The 16,831-nt window shown below is 40.3% G+C and carries 19 protein-coding genes; 17 read left to right on the top strand and 2 right to left on the bottom strand.

Annotation, left to right across the window (positions count from 1 at the left end; translation table 11 throughout):
• Positions 1 to 12: 12 nt before the first annotated feature.
• A complete protein-coding gene (locus tag NKR21_RS11540) occupies positions 13 to 261 on the bottom strand; it encodes a ferredoxin (protein WP_003215700.1) in 249 nt (82 codons plus the stop codon).
• A gap of 267 nt (positions 262 to 528) precedes the next feature.
• On the opposite strand from NKR21_RS11540, the gene NKR21_RS11535 reads away from it, so the two are divergent.
• From NKR21_RS11535 to fni, 17 genes are all read left to right on the top strand, one after another.
• Positions 529 to 1,581: a YpbB family protein gene (locus NKR21_RS11535; protein ID WP_144457969.1), complete on the top strand. Its 1,053-nt coding sequence runs from the start codon at positions 529 to 531 to the stop codon at positions 1,579 to 1,581.
• The gene (locus tag NKR21_RS11530) at positions 1,574 to 3,082 is read left to right on the top strand and encodes a RecQ family ATP-dependent DNA helicase (RefSeq protein ID WP_144457967.1); all 1,509 of its coding nucleotides are present in this window, start codon (positions 1,574 to 1,576) and stop codon (positions 3,080 to 3,082) included. Before NKR21_RS11535 ends, NKR21_RS11530 begins: the two co-directional genes overlap by 8 nt.
• Positions 3,079 to 3,720, top strand: a complete 642-nt coding sequence (locus NKR21_RS11525; protein WP_012010411.1) for a CPBP family intramembrane glutamic endopeptidase — start codon at positions 3,079 to 3,081, stop codon at positions 3,718 to 3,720. Before NKR21_RS11530 ends, NKR21_RS11525 begins: the two co-directional genes overlap by 4 nt.
• Positions 3,665 to 4,426, top strand: a complete 762-nt coding sequence (locus NKR21_RS11520; protein WP_012010410.1) for a LysM peptidoglycan-binding domain-containing protein — start codon at positions 3,665 to 3,667, stop codon at positions 4,424 to 4,426. The genes NKR21_RS11525 and NKR21_RS11520 overlap by 56 nt, the downstream gene beginning before the upstream one ends.
• A 64-nt stretch (positions 4,427 to 4,490) precedes the next feature.
• Positions 4,491 to 4,943: a DUF2663 family protein gene (locus NKR21_RS11515; RefSeq protein ID WP_144457965.1), complete on the top strand. Its 453-nt coding sequence runs from the start codon at positions 4,491 to 4,493 to the stop codon at positions 4,941 to 4,943.
• 87 nt (positions 4,944 to 5,030) lie between these two features.
• On the top strand, positions 5,031 to 5,819 hold the full coding sequence (locus NKR21_RS11510) for a metallophosphoesterase (RefSeq protein WP_144457963.1): 789 nt from the start codon (positions 5,031 to 5,033) through the stop codon (positions 5,817 to 5,819).
• Between the two features lie 165 nt (positions 5,820 to 5,984).
• On the top strand, positions 5,985 to 6,566 hold the full coding sequence (locus NKR21_RS11505) for a genetic competence negative regulator (protein ID WP_012010407.1): 582 nt from the start codon (positions 5,985 to 5,987) through the stop codon (positions 6,564 to 6,566).
• Positions 6,567 to 6,761: 195 nt separating this feature from the next.
• Positions 6,762 to 8,036 (top strand): Glu/Leu/Phe/Val family dehydrogenase, encoded by a 1,275-nt coding sequence (locus tag NKR21_RS11500; protein ID WP_012010406.1) that lies wholly within the window; start codon positions 6,762 to 6,764, stop codon positions 8,034 to 8,036.
• A 122-nt stretch (positions 8,037 to 8,158) separates the two neighbouring features.
• Positions 8,159 to 9,130 (top strand): YpdA family putative bacillithiol disulfide reductase, encoded by a 972-nt coding sequence (locus NKR21_RS11495; protein ID WP_144457961.1) that lies wholly within the window; start codon positions 8,159 to 8,161, stop codon positions 9,128 to 9,130.
• 153 nt (positions 9,131 to 9,283) lie between these two features.
• On the top strand, positions 9,284 to 9,940 hold the full coding sequence (gene prsW / locus NKR21_RS11490) for a glutamic-type intramembrane protease PrsW (RefSeq protein ID WP_012010404.1): 657 nt from the start codon (positions 9,284 to 9,286) through the stop codon (positions 9,938 to 9,940).
• Positions 9,941 to 10,068: 128 nt separating this feature from the next.
• Entirely contained in the window at positions 10,069 to 10,980 is a 912-nt protein-coding gene (gene sleB / locus NKR21_RS11485) for a spore cortex-lytic enzyme (protein WP_088000972.1), read from the top strand.
• 16 nt (positions 10,981 to 10,996) lie between these two features.
• Positions 10,997 to 12,346, top strand: a complete 1,350-nt coding sequence (gene ypeB, locus NKR21_RS11480; RefSeq protein ID WP_012010402.1) for a germination protein YpeB — start codon at positions 10,997 to 10,999, stop codon at positions 12,344 to 12,346.
• Between the two features lie 101 nt (positions 12,347 to 12,447).
• Positions 12,448 to 13,095 carry a flagellar brake protein gene (locus NKR21_RS11475; protein ID WP_088000975.1) on the top strand — a complete coding sequence of 216 codons (648 nt, stop codon included), beginning with the start codon at positions 12,448 to 12,450 and terminating at the stop codon, positions 13,093 to 13,095.
• A 63-nt stretch (positions 13,096 to 13,158) separates the two neighbouring features.
• Positions 13,159 to 13,341 (top strand): DUF5359 family protein, encoded by a 183-nt coding sequence (locus NKR21_RS11470; RefSeq protein WP_003215744.1) that lies wholly within the window; start codon positions 13,159 to 13,161, stop codon positions 13,339 to 13,341.
• A 71-nt stretch (positions 13,342 to 13,412) separates the two neighbouring features.
• Positions 13,413 to 14,090 carry a (d)CMP kinase gene (cmk, locus tag NKR21_RS11465; protein WP_144457959.1) on the top strand — a complete coding sequence of 226 codons (678 nt, stop codon included), beginning with the start codon at positions 13,413 to 13,415 and terminating at the stop codon, positions 14,088 to 14,090.
• 223 nt (positions 14,091 to 14,313) lie between these two features.
• A complete protein-coding gene (gene rpsA / locus NKR21_RS11460; RefSeq protein WP_144457957.1) occupies positions 14,314 to 15,465 on the top strand; it encodes a 30S ribosomal protein S1 in 1,152 nt (383 codons plus the stop codon).
• A gap of 14 nt (positions 15,466 to 15,479) precedes the next feature.
• The gene (gene fni / locus NKR21_RS11455) at positions 15,480 to 16,547 is read left to right on the top strand and encodes a type 2 isopentenyl-diphosphate Delta-isomerase (protein ID WP_144457955.1); all 1,068 of its coding nucleotides are present in this window, start codon (positions 15,480 to 15,482) and stop codon (positions 16,545 to 16,547) included.
• Positions 16,548 to 16,598: 51 nt separating this feature from the next.
• Here the strand turns inward: fni and NKR21_RS11450 are convergent, their stop codons facing one another.
• Positions 16,599 to 16,730, bottom strand: a complete 132-nt coding sequence (locus NKR21_RS11450) for a YpzI family protein (RefSeq protein WP_081112329.1) — start codon at positions 16,728 to 16,730, stop codon at positions 16,599 to 16,601.
• Between the last annotated feature and the right edge of the window lie 101 nt (positions 16,731 to 16,831).

Raw genomic sequence — 16,831 nt, 5'->3', positions numbered from 1 at the left:
GGGGCTTTTATACTATTCATGCTTAAGTGGGTCTCCCTCGAAAGATTCGTCCGCAACTTTGATTGAGTCAGTTGGACATCCTTCAAATGCATCAAGCATATCTTCTTCAAGTACTTCTGGAACTTCTACAGTCCCTTGGTTGTCGTCAAGCGTAACAAATGCAATGCCTTCATCATCATAATCATAAATGTCTGGAGCAGCTGCACCGCATGCGCCGCAAGCAATACATGTGTCTTTGTCTACAATTGTATATTTTGCCATGTTAAAAAAATACCTCCCAAATAGTTCGATGGAACACATGGTTTAACCTTTTTAGTTTCACCGATAAAAAACAATTTCCTCAAACCTTATTGTAATGATTTTAAATTCACATTTCAACTGTAAAGTGAATGAGAATGCTTATCACATAAGGGTTTGTTCATAACTTTCCCCCATAAATTGAGTTTAAACATTTCTTCTTGTATGAAATCTGTTAAAATAAAGGGAGAAAATATTCGAATTTTGTCAGGAAGACAGGTGCTTTGATGAATGACTCTTCATTATTTGGATGTCATGTTAATGGACAGCGTATATAAATTGAACGGCGAACGCTCCATTAGTGCTGTCTACCATCTTTTTAAAGGAAAAAAATCATCACAAACCATACAGGATGCCAGCTTGTTTGAGCTTTCCAGGTACTTCGGCTGTTACCCTGGGTTTACGAGGGATCAGCTGAATCGTTCTGCTTTAAAGCTTGAAGAAAAGCACTTCATTAGAAAAAACGATGAGACACTCAGCATCACTGAAGCAGGGCAGCGAATGCTACACCAGCATTTTTCTGAAAAACCGATGCCTACTTATTTTCATGGTGCCAAATATCATGATAAAGCAAAGATGCTATGGATGAGGCTCTCTTTACTTGTACAAGTGCTTTCTCACTATATGGCTGGATCACATCAATATGTTCCGATACAAAGAGATGTCTCAGTTCAAAGCTGGACGAAATCTTTTTTGAAACAGCATCAACAGAAAAGTAAGCTTTCAAAAGATCTGCATCATGAACTAGAAAAACGTCTGATGAACCTAAGTGAGCAAGAGGCAGTGATTTTTGTTTACTCATTGACCTCAAATGAACGAATCGGGCGTACGTATCAGCAAATGGCGGAGTGGATGAAAGAAGATGTGTGGTATGTGTACCTGCTTTTTTGGAATGTACTCCATTATTTTATTCAATCTGCCCAAAAAGGTGAGGCGCCGATTTTGCAGCAACTCATAGGTGACCTTGAATTTAAACGCGTGTTAACAACTTCTACTCACAAAACACTGGAGCTTGTCCTAAAAGGATTTGATATTGAACAAATTGCTCACATTCGTTCATTAAAAAAGGCAACGATTGAAGATCATATTGTGGAGCTGTCGATACATGAGCCAAGCTTTTCAATAGAGCCATATGTGAGTATAGAAGAGCAGCAGGCAATTCTTGCTGTAGCTAAAGAGCTGCAAACAAATAAAATGAAGCTGATTAAAGAAAAACTCGAGCATCCATTTACTTATTTTCAAATAAGATTGGCACTGACAAGGATGGTGAAAGCAAATGGATAAGCTTCATCAGACGCTCATGCGATACTTTGGCCATGGCACATTTAAATCAGGTCAAGAGGACATTATTCGAAGTGTGCTGCATCAAAAAGACACGGTTGCCATGCTGCCTACTGGTGGAGGCAAGTCACTTTGCTATCAAATTCCCGGTTATATGACAGACGGGTTAGTTCTGATCATTTCGCCGCTTTTATCGCTAATGGAGGACCAAGTCGAACGAATGAAAATGCGCGGGGAAAAACGAGTGGCGGCACTTAACAGCACATTGACTTTTCAGGAAAGGCGACATATCATTCGGCATTTGCCATCATATAAATTTCTATTTGTCGCACCTGAGGCATTGATGTCAGAAATGCTCTTAGAACAGCTCAAATCGATGCGTATTGGTCTGTTTGTCGTCGATGAAGCGCATTGTATATCAGAATGGGGGCATGATTTCCGTCCTGAATATTCGAAGCTTGGAGAATGGAGAGAAGCGTTAGGTCATCCTGTGGCTTTAGCTCTTACAGCTACAGCAACAAAACAAACGCTAAAAGATACTGTGCAAACGCTAAGATTACAGCAGCCAGACTTTCATATTCATTCCGTCAATCGCCGGAACATTGCCTTAGTCAAAGAAGTACACGAAACGAAAGAAGCAAAAGAGAAACGGGCCATTGAGCTTGTAGATTTCCTGCAAGGACCAGGCATTATTTATTGCCCGACCCGGCAAATGACAGAAGAACTTGCTCTCTATATGAAACAAAAAACCAATCAGCGTGTTGAGTTTTATCATGGCGGAATGGATGCGGGAGACCGTATGCTTATTCAGCAGCAATTTATTAGTGATCAGCTTGATCTCATTTGCTGTACGAGTGCTTTTGGCATGGGAATTGATAAAGCAAATATTCGATTTGTCATTCATATGAGCCCACCGCAATCGATTGAAGCATTTATGCAAGAGATTGGAAGAGCGGGAAGGGATGGAAAAAACAGTGTGAGCATTCTTTTATATACAGAAGAGGATGCAGAAATTCAGCAACACTTGATCCAAGCAGATGGATTTGACGATCCAGAAATTGATTTCTACCTAGCACAACTGACACAAATGCAGATAAATGATGAAAAAAAATTACGTGAACGATTAATGGAAACAGGCCTTCAGGAGACACGTGCAAGAATGCTGACGCATTATTACATGATGCATGAGTCCGAGCAGCGCCCGGCAATCCTTAAGAATCTAAAAGAAAAATTACAGGACAGACAAACAGAAAAGCTGAGAAAGGTGTGGCAATTTAAAGAGCGGATCATGGATCATAACTGCTTTAGACAATCTCTGTTATCATACTTTCACGAACAGATTGATCAAACAGAGCGCGCGTCCTCTGATGATTGCTGCTCTTCTTGCGGACTGAACCTGTCTGATTATGAAAAAAAAGAACAATCATTGGAGCTGAATGAAATGAAACACTGGAAGACTGTGCTGGATCGTATGTTTCATCTGACAAAAGAGGCGCAGCATTGATAGAACAACATCGCCGAATCATTGAAAAATTAACCGATCGACAAGTCGTAGAACAGCTGTATTTCACGCAGTTGCTTATGCTTATCGTTTCTTTTTTACTAGGCATATTTATGTTCAATCAATGGACAGATTTTACATCCCTTTGGCAGATTCATGATATGCGCATTCTGACTCATGGAATTGGCGGTGCTTTGCTCGTCATTATTGTGGATGCGATTGTCATGAAGGTGTTTCCCGCTCATATGTATGATGATGGCGGTTTAAATGAAAAGATGTTCAAAAACCGAAGCATCCCGCATATTGTTTGGTTAACACTTCTCATTGCCTTTTCAGAGGAAATACTATTTCGCGGAATTGTTCAACAACAATTTGGGCTAGAGATTGCCAGCATCGTGTTTGCGCTTCTTCACTTTCGCTATTTATCAAAAATACTCTTGTTTATCCTCGTGGTTTCCATTAGTATTTTTTTAGGACTTTTATACGAGTGGACGGGAAATCTATTTGTTCCTGTTATGACACATTTTGTCATTGACTTAGTCTTTGCTTGTCAAATTCGTTTGAAATATAAGGGGAGGGATGAACATGGAAGAAATGTCGAGAATGCAGAGAAAGAAGGAGCAACTCACCAACAACCATGACGACAATGTAGAGGAAATTCTTGAAGAAAAAGTACAACCTTCTGATGACTCTCACTTTCCTACACGAGAAGACTTTCATGAATATAAGAAACAGCGTACGAAAAAAGTGCGCAATCCTTTGTTTACGACATTGGCTATTATCTTTCCTATTATCGTCATCACTGTTTTCTTTCTATTGATCTACTACACATCACAGGAAATAAACCATAATAATCAAGATGTATATAATATCGATTCTACATCAAGTGCCGACACGGACCCAGTTCCGTCAGCACTAGCCGATACAAAAAAAGACGCAAACGCTGATAAAGCGGATGCGTCTGACGAAGAGAAGAAAAAGAAAGATGAAGAAAAAGAAAAGCAGCAGTCAAAAGAAAAAGCAGAGCAGAAGAAAAAAGAAAAAGCTGCTAAAGAGAAACAAGAGCGTGAAAAAGCCGCAGCTGCGAAAAAGCGGGAACAGCAGCAGCTAGCTCTCCAAAAACAGCAAGAAGAGAAAAAACGAAAAGAAGCCGAGGAGAAAAAGAAGCAGGAAGAAAAGCCAGTTCGTGTCGTGCAGCACACAGTTGGTCCAGAGGAAAACCTGTATCGAATTTCGATGAAATATTACAAAAGCCGATCGGGTGAAGAGAAAATAAAAGCGTACAATCACTTAAATGGGAACAGTGTATACAGTGGTCAAGTTCTCAACATACCATTGGAAAACTAATTACCTGACATGAACGAAGGAAAATGCACATACATATGTAGAAAAAAGGGACAGGGTGTATGTGATGACTTTGCACGCAATCAGCCGCTATATGGATCAGCCGACACAGAAAATGATGGAAACGTTGATCAAAAGAAAGCTTAAATATGAGGGCTTTGCCAAACAGTGCAAAAGGTGGCAATGGACAGCCCTTTTGTCACTGGCAATTCTTTTGTTTTATTTTGTGATAACGGCAAATAAAGGAGGCTCTCTTCAGCCAGAAGCAATGATTGCAACACTGCTCGGTCATGAGGTCTTTCTATTTTGGATCATGGCTGAGGTGTTTGCTTTTTATGCTTCTTATTATTATAAGAAAAAAGAAGAAAAGGCTGAGGATGAATATCATCGCCTCAGATGTGAGATTATACAAAAAAGCACAGACTTATGGCCGCAATCAGATCAGTGGAAAGAGCGTGAAGCGGTTTTTCACTATATGCACCAGCAATATGACATTAATCTCTATTATGAAAGTAAATAAATGCGTAAAAAGACGTTTTAATAGTTGAAACGTCTTTTTTCATTCAAGCGTCTTATGAACGACACATATGCAAGGGAGCCATTTATGATGAAATATGCCATCGGATTTACCGCCGCCATTGCGGCTGTTACAACAGGTGTGTGTGTAACGGCAAAAATGGTGAAAACGGCAAAACAAAACAACATCAAAAAGCATTACTTTACAATAGAAGCACTTCAATCAGATCGACCAGCAGTGATTTTCTTTATTTCTGATACACACCGCCGGCTCATTCATGACTCATTATTAGCCGAGGTCACACAAGAAAAACCGGATGTCATTATGATAGGCGGGGACTTAGCAGAAAAAGGTGTACCCTACGCCAGAATAGAAGAAAATGTAAAACGTTTATCAAGAATTGCGCCCGTTTATTTTGTTTGGGGAAATAATGATCACGAGCTGCACCAGCAAAAGTTTAAAAGAATTCTTCATGCTTTCGATGTGACGACTCTGCAAAATGAAACGGCTGTGTGGGATTTCGAAGGCCAGCCAATCAAAATTGGAGGTATTGATGATATTCGGCTTGAAAAGGCGGATTATGAAGCGATACGACCTGAGTTCGTGAAAGGTGACGTAAATATTCTCTTATCACACAACCCAGATGTACATCATTTAATGAGTGAAGATGAGGGGATCAACCTTGTTTTGAGCGGTCATACGCATGGAGGTCAGATCCGAATTGGGAAATTTGGTCCGTATGAAAAAGGAAGAACAGGTCAGGTCAAAGGCGCATTTTTTCTCATTAGTAATGGTTATGGGACAACGAAGATTCCAATGCGTCTCGGGGCTGAGCCAGAAACCCATTTGATCTATTTAATGCCTGTCAAAAAGCGATAACTGGATGCGCCTTCAATATTTTCCATAAAAGTCACCGTAAGCATAGCTTCATGCTTGTCTTCCGACTTGACACAGTGTAAACTGAATACAAAATTAAGAACCTATGACTCATCATCTCATATACTACAGTATGATGTGTGTTTAGAAGAGGCAGGAGGGAACGTTATGCGACTGGAGCGTCTGAATTATAATAAAATCAAAATTTTTCTCACACTAGATGACCTGACAGACCGGGGTCTTACGAAAGAAGACCTTTGGAAAGATTCGTTCAAAGTCCATCAGCTGTTTAAAGACATGATGAACGAAGCGAATCAGGAGCTCGGTTTTGAAGCGAGTGGACCGATTGCTGTTGAAGTATTTTCACTTCAGGCGCAGGGGATGGTCGTCATTGTCACAAAGAGTCAGCAAGATGATGCTGATGATGATGAGTTTGATGAAGATTACATTGAGATGCAAGTCAAACTCGACGAGAGTCATCATGTGCTCTATCAATTTGCCTCATTTGAAGATGTGATTCAACTGTCCCATAGTTTAAATCGTATTGGACTTTTAGGGGGTACAGTTTACCATTATGAAGGACAATATTTTCTCAGCCTTGATGATTTTGAAGAACTATCAGCTGATACCGTCATTTCCATTTTAGCGGAGTTCGGTTCTCCTACGACATTAACGATTCATCGGTTAAAAGAATACGGAAAAGTGATCATGCAAGATGATGCAGTGAAAACGATTCAAATGTATTTTTAATCACTTTTTTCTATTATATTTAATACTGTTGTGATGAAACAACAGTATTTTTTTATATCCTTTTTATATTTATAAACGCTGATATTTTATTTTGATAAAAAACGTTTTTTACCTTTGCTTTACCAGTACGAAGGTGTATACTATTGCTTGAAAGGGAGCAGTAGATCATGAAAGATTTCTAGGGGGTTTATTTTAATGGCAGCCGATCAAAACGCCGCTCATAACGCAGAAGATAAGCTAGATGTTTTAAAGTCAACTCAAACCGTCATACATAAAGCGCTAGACAAATTAGGTTATCCGCAAGAAGTGTATGAATTGCTGAAGGAGCCAATTCGTCTATTAACTGTGAAAATTCCAGTACGGATGGATGATGGATCAGTGAAGATTTTTACTGGTTACCGCGCGCAGCACAATGATGCTGTCGGACCGACAAAAGGCGGTATTCGTTTCCACCCGAACGTTACTGAAAAAGAAGTAAAAGCGCTTTCAATTTGGATGAGTTTAAAATGTGGTATTGTGGATCTTCCTTATGGCGGAGGAAAAGGCGGTATTATCTGTGATCCAAGAGAAATGTCATTTAGAGAGCTTGAAAAACTAAGCCGTGGCTATGTTCGCGCAATCAGTCAAATCGTTGGTCCAACGAAAGATGTACCAGCACCAGATGTGTTTACAAACTCTCAAATTATGGCATGGATGATGGACGAATATTCTAGAATGGATGAATTTAACTCGCCAGGATTTATTACAGGAAAACCAATTGTTCTTGGAGGATCACACGGACGTGATACTGCAACAGCAAAAGGTGTGACGATCTGCATCAAAGAAGCGGCGAAGAAAAAAGGAATTGACATAAGCGGCGCACGTGTTGTCGTACAGGGATTCGGAAATGCAGGAAGCTACTTGGCTAAATTCATGTATGATGCTGGAGCGAAAATCGTAGGAATTTCAGATGCTTACGGCGGGTTATACGATGAGGATGGTCTTGATATTGACTACTTGCTTGACCGACGTGACAGCTTTGGAACCGTGACTAAATTATTTAACGATACCATCACAAACCAAGAACTGCTTGAGCTCGATTGTGATATCTTAGTACCTGCAGCCATTGAGAACCAAATCACTGAAGATAACGCGGCAAACATTAAAGCTAAAATTGTCGTGGAAGCAGCGAATGGCCCAACGACACTTGAAGGAACAAAAATTCTTTCAGATCGTGGAGTACTGCTTGTCCCAGACGTACTTGCGAGTGCGGGTGGTGTAACGGTTTCTTACTTTGAATGGGTGCAGAATAACCAAGGGTTCTACTGGACTGAAGAGGAAGTCGAAACTCGTTTAGAAGATATGATGGTGAAATCATTTAATAATATTTATGAAATGGCGCAAAATCGCCGTATCGATATGCGTCTTGCTGCATACATGGTCGGCGTACGTAAAATGGCTGAAGCTTCTCGTTTCAGAGGCTGGATTTAAGCGGCTCATTTGCATCGCGCCTTAAAATCTCCTATCCTTAAATAGGAGATTTTTTTATTGAATGAACAACTCATGAAACAGCTAGCAATTGTTATTGCATTGAAACGACAGGAGTGGAACAAATGAAACAAGAAAAAGCGATCATAATAGGAGGCGGCCCATGCGGACTATCAGCTGCCATCGCATTCAAGCAAATCGGCATTGATGCACTTGTCATTGAAAAGGGGAATGTCGTCAATAGTATTTATCATTACCCAACACATCAAACCTTTTTTAGTTCAAGTGAAAAGCTTGAGATTGGTGATGTCGCTTTTATTACTGAAAATCGCAAGCCCGTACGTATCCAGGCACTTTCTTATTATCGAGAAGTAGTCAGACGAAAAAGCCTGCGTGTACATGCCTTTGAAAAAGTGAACGCTGTGACGAAAAAAGACGGTCATTTTACCGTGAGCACATCAAAAGACGATTATGTATGTGATTATGTCGTGATTGCGACGGGCTACTATGATCATCCAAACTATATGAACGTCAAAGGGGAAGACCTCCCACATGTGTATCATTATTTTAAAGAAGGACACCCATACTTTGATAAAGATGTAACGGTGATCGGTGGGAAAAACTCAAGTGTCGATGCTGCGCTAGAACTTGTGAAATGCGGAAGTAGAGTCACTGTACTGTATCGAGGCACTGAATATTCATCTAGCATCAAACCTTGGATTTTGCCAGAGTTTGAAGCACTTGTGCGGAATGGAACGATACGAATGGAGTTTGGAGCGCAGGTGCAGGAAATCACAGAAGAAGAAGTGATTTTTACAAATCAGCAAGAGCAAACAGAGCGAGTGAAAAGTGATTATGTTTTTGCCATGACAGGCTATCACCCAGATCATTCTTTCTTAGAAAAAATGGGAGTGACAATTAATCAAGAATCAGGCCGTCCAGCATTTGATGAACAGACGATGGAGACAAATGTAGAAGGTATTTTCATTGCAGGAGTCATTGCAGCTGGAAATAATGCCAATGAAATTTTCATTGAAAATGGGAGATTTCATGGTGGGCTTATTGCAGAAGAAATCAACAACAGAATGAACGGATAAAAAAAGAACTGGATCCTTTTAAGGATTCAGTTTTTTTGCTATAAAATGGGATTATATAGAAAGTAATTTTCATAAAAATGGGCTCGATTCATATAAAAAATGGGTAAATCATGGTACGATAATGAAGGATAATGTAGGGAAAGAGGTCTGGTTATGATCGCAATCATCTCAGCAGGTTTAGCTCCCGGCATCGCACTTTTAAGTTATTTTTATTTGAAAGATCAGTACGACAATGAGCCGGTACACATGGTCATCAGATCTTTTATGCTAGGCGTTATACTTGTGTTTCCAACCATGTTTATTCAATATGTCCTACAGGAGGAGCATATCACCACGAACCCTATCTTGATTTCATTTGTGACGTCGGGCTTTTTAGAGGAATCTTTAAAATGGTTTATTTTAATGGTCAGCGTCTATGCACATGCCCAATTTGACGAACACTATGATGGGATTGTATATGGAACAAGTGTCTCACTTGGTTTCGCCACACTTGAAAATATTCTTTATTTAGTCGGTCACGGGGTTGAATATGCGTTTACCCGTGCTTTATTACCCGTCTCAAGTCATGCTTTATTCGGTGTTGTGATGGGGTTTTATATCGGCAAAGCCCGCTTCTCTGAAAAAAAAGAGCAGCGTAAATGGCTGATTCTTTCTTTAACGCTTCCTGTGCTTTTTCACGGCCTTTATGATTTCATATTGTTAGGGATGAAAAATTGGGGATATATCATGCTGCCATTCATGATTTTTTTATGGTGGTTTGGCCTGCGAAAAGCAAAAAAGGCTCGTTCTGTGAAAATGGTGCAAATTTAAAAAAACGTCTTATCAGTTGATAGGGCGTTTTTTTGTCTTTTCATCCATTTCTCTCCTGTGTTGAATGTATAAAAATAGGGATTGGAAGAAATATATATTCAAACATCAAAAGTACAGGAGGATCAAAAATGGACAAAGCTCGTTTCATGAAAAAAATCGTCCTTATCTTCTCAATCGTTCTACTCGCAACCTCACTAATGACAACTGAAAAGAGTGAAGCCTTCACAAGTCAAGTCATTCAGCGTGGTGCAACAGGAGAAGATGTAGTCGAGCTGCAAGCACGGCTCCAATACAATGGCTTTTACAATGGCAAAATTGATGGTGTATATGGCTGGGGGACGTACTGGGCCGTTCGCAACTTTCAAAGCCAATATGGTGTAAAGAAGGTCGACGGACTTGTAGGTAAACAAACAAAAAGCCTCTTAGTTCAAAAGACAAAATACTATAAAGACTTTGTTCAGCAGCAGCTGCAAAAGGGGAATGAGTTTACCCATTATGGCGGGAAACCTCTTGATCAGCAAACGAAAGCTCCAGCGAAAAGAAGTTCACAAAAAAAGACAGCTCAAGGTGCAAAAGAGAATCAAAAAAGTCAAGGTGGAGCATCTGGAAAGTCTGCGAAACAGTCAGGCAATCAGCAAGCAAATCAAACACCGAAACAAACGGCAGCCAACATGCCAGGTGGTTTTTCTAGTAATGATATTCAGCTCTTATCACAAGCGGTATATAGTGAAGCAAGAGGCGAGCCGTATGAAGGACAAGTGGCGATCGCTGCCGTCATCTTAAACCGTTTGAACAACTCGACTTTTCCAAATACAATCGCAGGTGTTATTTTTGAACCGCTTGCATTTACAGCTGTGGCGGATGGTCAATTTTATATGTCACCTAATGAAACTGCAAAAAAAGCTGTATTTGATGCCATTAACGGCTGGGACCCATCTGAGAGTGCCGTCTATTACTTTAATCCTGATACAGCGACTAGCCCATGGATTTGGGGTAGACCACAAATTAAACGCATTGGGAAACATATTTTCTGCGAATAGAAAGAGGTGTAAATAAATGATCAGAGGAATATTGATTGCCATTTTAGGAATTGCTGTTATCTCAACAGGTTATTGGGGCTATAAAGAGCATCAAGAAAAAGACGCAGTGCTTTTGCACGCAGAGAATAACTATCAGAGGGCCTTCCACGATTTAACGTACCAAGTGGATCAGCTGCACGACAAACTTGGAGCAACGCTTGCGATGAACAGCCAATCGTCGATTTCACCAGCACTTGCAGATGTATGGAGAATGTCTTCAGAAGCACATAACAATGTGAGTCAGCTTCCGCTTACATTAATGCCTTTTAACAAAACGGAAGAATTTTTGGCGAATGTCGGAGACTTTAGCTACAAATCATCAGTGAAATCCCTATCAGATGAACCGTTAAACAAAAATACGCACAAAACCATTACGTCATTATATCAACAAGCATCTGATATTCAAAACGAACTGAGACAAGTGCAGCATCTCGTCCTCAACAAAAATTTAAAATGGATGGATGTTGAAATGGCACTTGCTGATGGTGACCGAAAGAATGATAACACCATCATTGACGGGTTGAAAACAGTCGAGAGAAATGCAGATGCATTTGCAGATGTCGATCTCGGACCGACAAATGTGTCGACAGAAGCAGAAACACGTGGCTACAATCATTTAAAAGGAAAAAAGATTTCAAAGAAAGAAGCGATACGCATAGCCCAGCAATTCACACCTGATCATAATCAACATTTTAAGGTGAGAAAAAGCGGAAGTAAAACCAATCGAGATGTGTACAGCTTATCAATGTCAGATCCTGATAGTAAAGCGAATTTCTATTTAGACTTGACTGAAAAAGGAGGGCATCCCGTTTACCTTCTTCAAAATCGAGACGTAAAAAAACAGAAAATCAGTTTAAACCAAGCATCAGAAAAAGCACTCAGCTTTTTAAAGAAGCAAGGATTTGATGCAGAGTCTTTCCATTTAGATGAAAGTGCGCAATTTGATAATATCGGTGTATTTACCTATGTACCACTACAAAAAAATGTACTGCTGTATCCAGATAGTATACGCATGAAGGTCGCATTAGATGATGGAGAAGTGGTTGGATTTTCAGCAAAAGACTATTTAACGAATCATAAAACAAGAGACATCAAAGCACCTAAAATCTCACAAAAAGAAGCGAAGAAAACACTCAATCAGCATGTGAAAATCGAAGATACTCATGTGGCAATTGTTCAAAACGATATGTCAGAAGAAGTTTTATGCTATGAGTTCCTTGGAACGATAAAAAATGATACGTACCGAATGTTCATTAATGCGGATACCGGAAAAGAAGAACGAGTAGATAAACTAAAAAACGCAGAACCTATATATAAAGACCTATAGAAAAGGAAGTGAGGAAAAGGCGAATAAGCCTTTTCCTTTTGTTTTATACATGGTTTAATATAGGAGAGGATATGATTTCACAGATGAAAGAGTGATGAGGAATGTTACAAATAGGGGATGCAATCACAATTGAATATGTCAATGAGAACAAAGAAGTGAAAACTGCAAAATCGAAAGTTTTGGAAAATAATAACGATGATATTTGCATTAATTATCCAGCTGATAAAGAAACGGGACGCACGATCTATTTGAACCAGCAAACAGAAATCACCGTTTTCTTTTTCGATGAAAGTCAAATTCCATACAAATGCACAAGCGAAGTCATCGGCAAGAAGAAAGAAGATATTCCGATGATCGTCATTTCCATTCCGCCAAAAGAAGAAATGATTCGGCTTCAGCGGAGAGAATATCTGAGAGTCGATACTATGGTCAAAGCCGCGATCACGCAAACGGGTGAAGAATCCTTTGACACGTTTATTGTCAATATGAGTGCTGGCGGCTTAGCCATTGCTGTTCCTGAAGGTGTCTCATTGAAAGAAGACGGAGAAGTGATCACAGAGTTTGAACTTCCGCTGAAAGAGCCTGTCAAAATTAAAGCGGTTGCAGAGATGAGCCGAGTCTATCAAGATGAGCAGACTGGTAAAACAAGAGCGATCATGGAGTTTTCTGAGATCTCAAATGATCAGCAGCAGCACATTATGAAGTACTGCTTCCAGCAGCAGCTTTTAACACGTGTGAAAAAAGCATAAGAATAAAGGATGTTAAAAGCTTCCATACTAGAGGTGATAGATTCTAGCGTGGAGGCTTTTTGTATGAAGACAATGGAAAGATGGTTATTTAAAGCGGTGCTCATTCAGCTTGTCTTATTATTAGCCGTTCAGATTACTCTTCATTTGACGAAAGGAGAACTATTTTTGTCAAAAGTCGTGCAATACGAGGGTGTAAATAACATGAGCATTGAAGATTGGATCGAGACGTTTAAGCAGAAGGATTGATAGAAAATTCCCCCGTTTGACCGGTGATCGTGTTACAATTCATAAGGGAGATTCAATCAAGGAGAGGTATTATGAAAAAGAAATTATCTATCGCAATTGACGGTCCTGCTGCAGCAGGAAAAAGCACTGTGGCAAAAATTGTCGCAGCAAAAAAATCATATATTTATATCGATACAGGTGCCATGTACCGAGCGATTACACTTGCGGCACTTCAACATGGTGTAGATCTTGAAGATGAGCAGGCACTTGATGCACTACTGAAAAAAACTGTGATTGAACTTGTCTCAACAGGCGAGGGTCAAAAAGTTCATCTAGACAATACAGATGTGACAGAGGAGATTCGCACAGACCGCGTGAGCAACCAAGTATCGGTTGTCGCAAAGCACAGAGCTGTTCGGGAAGAAATGGTCCGCAGGCAACAAGAGCTTGGTAAAAAAGGCGGTGTCGTCATGGACGGAAGAGACATAGGTACCCACGTTCTTCCTGATGCCGAAGTGAAAATCTTCTTGCTTGCCTCTGTAGAAGAAAGAGCAAAACGCCGCTTTGAGGAGAATCAGAAAAAAGGCTATGATGTCAATTACGATCAGCTGATCGAAGAGATTGCAAGGCGTGACAAGCTTGACTCTGAGCGCGAAGTTTCACCGCTAAAGAAAGCGGATGATGCCTTTGAAATTGACACCACTTCTCTTTCCATTCAAGAGGTAGCAGGTAAAATTTTAGATGCAGCAGACCGCGTAGAGAAACAGTAAGAAATTTTAGAAAACTTTTATAAGTTAGAGGTTTATCTCTTGACAAACAAGGTCTTTTATTAGAAGTTTATACTAATACAATTTTTATTGATCATTCAAGCAATTCTGTTGATTTGAATGTTTCTATAATACATACTCGGCTGGCAATCATCATGCTTAAGACACATATTCACCCAGTCGTTTTAACTAAGCTGTGTAGGTTTGGACCAAGGAGGTTATCGAAATGACAGAGGAAATGAATCAAATCGATGTTCAGGTACCAGAGGTTGGAGATGTAGTGAAAGGGATTGTTTCTAAAGTTGAGGACAAGCATGTCAATGTAGATATCGTCAATGTGAAACAGCCTGGGATCATCCCAATCAGTGAATTATCAAGTCTTCACGTTGAAAAAGCATCAGATGTCGTGAAAGATGGCGACGAATTAGAGCTTAAAGTAACCAAAGTCGAAGACGATGCTTTGATTTTATCGAAACGTGCTGTTGATGCAGACCGCGCTTGGGAAGACCTAGAGAAAAAGTTTGAAACAAAAGAAGTATTTGAAGCTGAAGTAAAAGACGTTGTAAAAGGTGGTCTTGTCGTAGATATTGGTGTGCGTGGATTTATTCCTGCATCTCTTGTAGAAGCGCACTATGTTGAGGACTTTTCAGACTACAAAGGTAAAACACTCTCACTGGTCGTGGTTGAACTTGACCGCGAAAAGAATCGTGTAATTCTCTCGCACCGAGCAGTAGTGGAGCAAGAGCAATTAGACAAAAAGCAAGACTTCTTGCAAAAACTTGAGGTAGGCAGTGTGATTGACGGTAAAGTGCAACGCCTTACTGATTTTGGTGCATTTGTAGACATTGGTGGCATTGATGGATTGGTTCACATTTCTCAACTATCCCATGCGCATGTTGAAAAGCCATCTGACGTAGTGGAAGAAGGCCAGGAAGTCCAGGTCAAAGTACTAGCTGTTGATCGTGATAACGAGCGTATCTCACTATCTATTAAAGAAACGTTACCAGGACCTTGGAGCCAGATTGGCGAAAAGGTAAAACAAGGTGATGTGCTTGAAGGAACTGTCCAACGTCTTGTAAGCTTTGGTGCATTTGTTGAAATTACGCCAGGCGTCGAAGGACTTGTGCATATTTCCCAAATCTCTCATAAACATATCGGTACACCGCATGAAGTCCTTGAAGAAGGGCAAACTGTGAAAGTCAAAGTGCTTGATGTGAATGAAGATGAAGAACGCATTTCACTAAGCATTCGTGATTTAGAAGAAAATCCTGAAAAACAAATCGAAGAGAATTATCGTCAATATCAGGCGAAAGAAGAAAACACAAGCGGATTCCAGCTTGGTGACCTGATCGGCGATAAGCTCAATAAATTAAAATAATTTGGTGATCAAAATTGACGCGAGCAGAAAGAAAGAAACAGCATATTGAACATGCCTTGTCCACTGGACAGCATGCAGAAACAGGTTTAAAAGATGTTTCCTTCGTTCACGTCGGTTTACCAGATCTTGCGACATCACAAATTGATACACATACAACAATTGGCGGACTGACTTTCGGTTCGCCAATTTTTATCAATGCAATGACTGGCGGGGGCGGAAAATCGACCTATGAGATAAATCGCTCTTTATCAATCGCAGCGAAGGAAACCAATATTCCGGTGGCAGTTGGATCACAAATGGCTGCGCTGAAAGATAAAGAAGAAAGACGTACGTATGAAGTTGTTCGAAAAGTGAATCCAAATGGAATTGTCTTTGCGAACTTAGGCAGTGAGGCAACGATCAAACAAGCGAAGGAAGCAGTTGAGATGCTGGAGGCCAATATGCTCCAGATTCATTTAAATGTGATTCAAGAGATTGTCATGCCTGAAGGAGACCGTGATTTCAGGGGGGCACTTGAGCGCATCGCAGCTATCGCCGAATCAGTTGGTGTGCCTGTTGTCGTAAAAGAAGTTGGATTTGGCATGAGCAAGGAAACGGCCAAAAAGTTATTTCATGCTGGGGTTGCTGCCGTTGATATAGGGGGATTTGGTGGTACGAACTTTTCTAAGATCGAAAATCTTCGCCGCCAAAAAGCCCTTCATTATTTTGATCAATGGGGGATTCCAACTGCAGCGAGTCTTGCTGAAGTACATACAAGTTTTCCAGACCAAACGGTTTTAGCCTCGGGAGGTATACAAGACGCCCTTGATGTCACAAAATCAATTGCTCTTGGCGCATCCGCTGCTGGTCTAGCTGGCTTTTTCTTAAAATCACTGACTGACGGTGGGGAGAAAGGTCTCATCGCAGATATGATAGATCTTCAAGAAGATGTGAAGATGATGATGACAGTCCTTGGCGCGAAGACCATTAAAGAACTGAGACAAACCCAAGTAGTCATTTCAGGTGATACATGTCATTGGCTCAAAGAAAGAGGCATCGACACAACGTACTATAGTGTAAGAACAAATAAGAAAAAGGGTTAAAGCGAGTTTAGCCCTTTTTCATCTAAGGCATGTGGTGATCACATGCTTTTTTTATTGATTTCTTTTTCGTGCGCTATCTGGACCTTCTAATGCTGTTGCCCCTTTATAATGAATGGATTGATCACGGTCGGATTCCACTCTTTTTGATGCCTTTAAACGTTTTTCTTGTCTATCTCTTCCCATCATACATCCCTCCTCATCCATTAGGGTGTCACCTCTTGTTTTTTTCATACAATGCCCAAAGCGATCCCTTACGTTTAAAAAATGGTGATTTTCCCATAATG

Source organism: Bacillus sp. 1735sda2, from assembly GCF_024159245.1.
In the GTDB taxonomy this organism is placed as follows: Bacteria; Bacillota; Bacilli; order Bacillales; family Bacillaceae; genus Bacillus; species Bacillus pumilus_O.
Note: the sequence above shows the minus strand (reverse complement) of the source record. Positions and strands in the feature narration are given on the sequence as shown.

Excerpts from the sequence above, each read along its gene's own strand:
- NKR21_RS11475 (WP_088000975.1), top strand. The coding sequence starts at position 12,448 with ATGTTACAAATAGGGGATGCAATCACAATTGAATATGTCAATGAGAAC.
- NKR21_RS11515 (WP_144457965.1), top strand. The coding sequence starts at position 4,491 with ATGACTTTGCACGCAATCAGCCGCTATATGGATCAGCCGACACAGAAA.
- NKR21_RS11510 (WP_144457963.1), top strand. The coding sequence starts at position 5,031 with ATGAAATATGCCATCGGATTTACCGCCGCCATTGCGGCTGTTACAACA.
- ypeB (WP_012010402.1), top strand. The coding sequence starts at position 10,997 with ATGATCAGAGGAATATTGATTGCCATTTTAGGAATTGCTGTTATCTCA.
- NKR21_RS11530 (WP_144457967.1), top strand. The coding sequence starts at position 1,574 with ATGGATAAGCTTCATCAGACGCTCATGCGATACTTTGGCCATGGCACA.
- rpsA (WP_144457957.1), top strand. The coding sequence starts at position 14,314 with ATGACAGAGGAAATGAATCAAATCGATGTTCAGGTACCAGAGGTTGGA.
- NKR21_RS11495 (WP_144457961.1), top strand. The coding sequence starts at position 8,159 with ATGAAACAAGAAAAAGCGATCATAATAGGAGGCGGCCCATGCGGACTA.
- NKR21_RS11540 (WP_003215700.1), bottom strand. The coding sequence starts at position 261 with ATGGCAAAATATACAATTGTAGACAAAGACACATGTATTGCTTGCGGC.
- NKR21_RS11535 (WP_144457969.1), top strand. The coding sequence starts at position 529 with ATGACTCTTCATTATTTGGATGTCATGTTAATGGACAGCGTATATAAA.
- NKR21_RS11450 (WP_081112329.1), bottom strand. The coding sequence starts at position 16,730 with ATGGGAAGAGATAGACAAGAAAAACGTTTAAAGGCATCAAAAAGAGTG.
- NKR21_RS11520 (WP_012010410.1), top strand. The coding sequence starts at position 3,665 with ATGGAAGAAATGTCGAGAATGCAGAGAAAGAAGGAGCAACTCACCAAC.
- sleB (WP_088000972.1), top strand. The coding sequence starts at position 10,069 with ATGGACAAAGCTCGTTTCATGAAAAAAATCGTCCTTATCTTCTCAATC.
- cmk (WP_144457959.1), top strand. The coding sequence starts at position 13,413 with ATGAAAAAGAAATTATCTATCGCAATTGACGGTCCTGCTGCAGCAGGA.
- prsW (WP_012010404.1), top strand. The coding sequence starts at position 9,284 with ATGATCGCAATCATCTCAGCAGGTTTAGCTCCCGGCATCGCACTTTTA.
- NKR21_RS11505 (WP_012010407.1), top strand. The coding sequence starts at position 5,985 with ATGCGACTGGAGCGTCTGAATTATAATAAAATCAAAATTTTTCTCACA.
- NKR21_RS11500 (WP_012010406.1), top strand. The coding sequence starts at position 6,762 with ATGGCAGCCGATCAAAACGCCGCTCATAACGCAGAAGATAAGCTAGAT.
- NKR21_RS11470 (WP_003215744.1), top strand. The coding sequence starts at position 13,159 with ATGAAGACAATGGAAAGATGGTTATTTAAAGCGGTGCTCATTCAGCTT.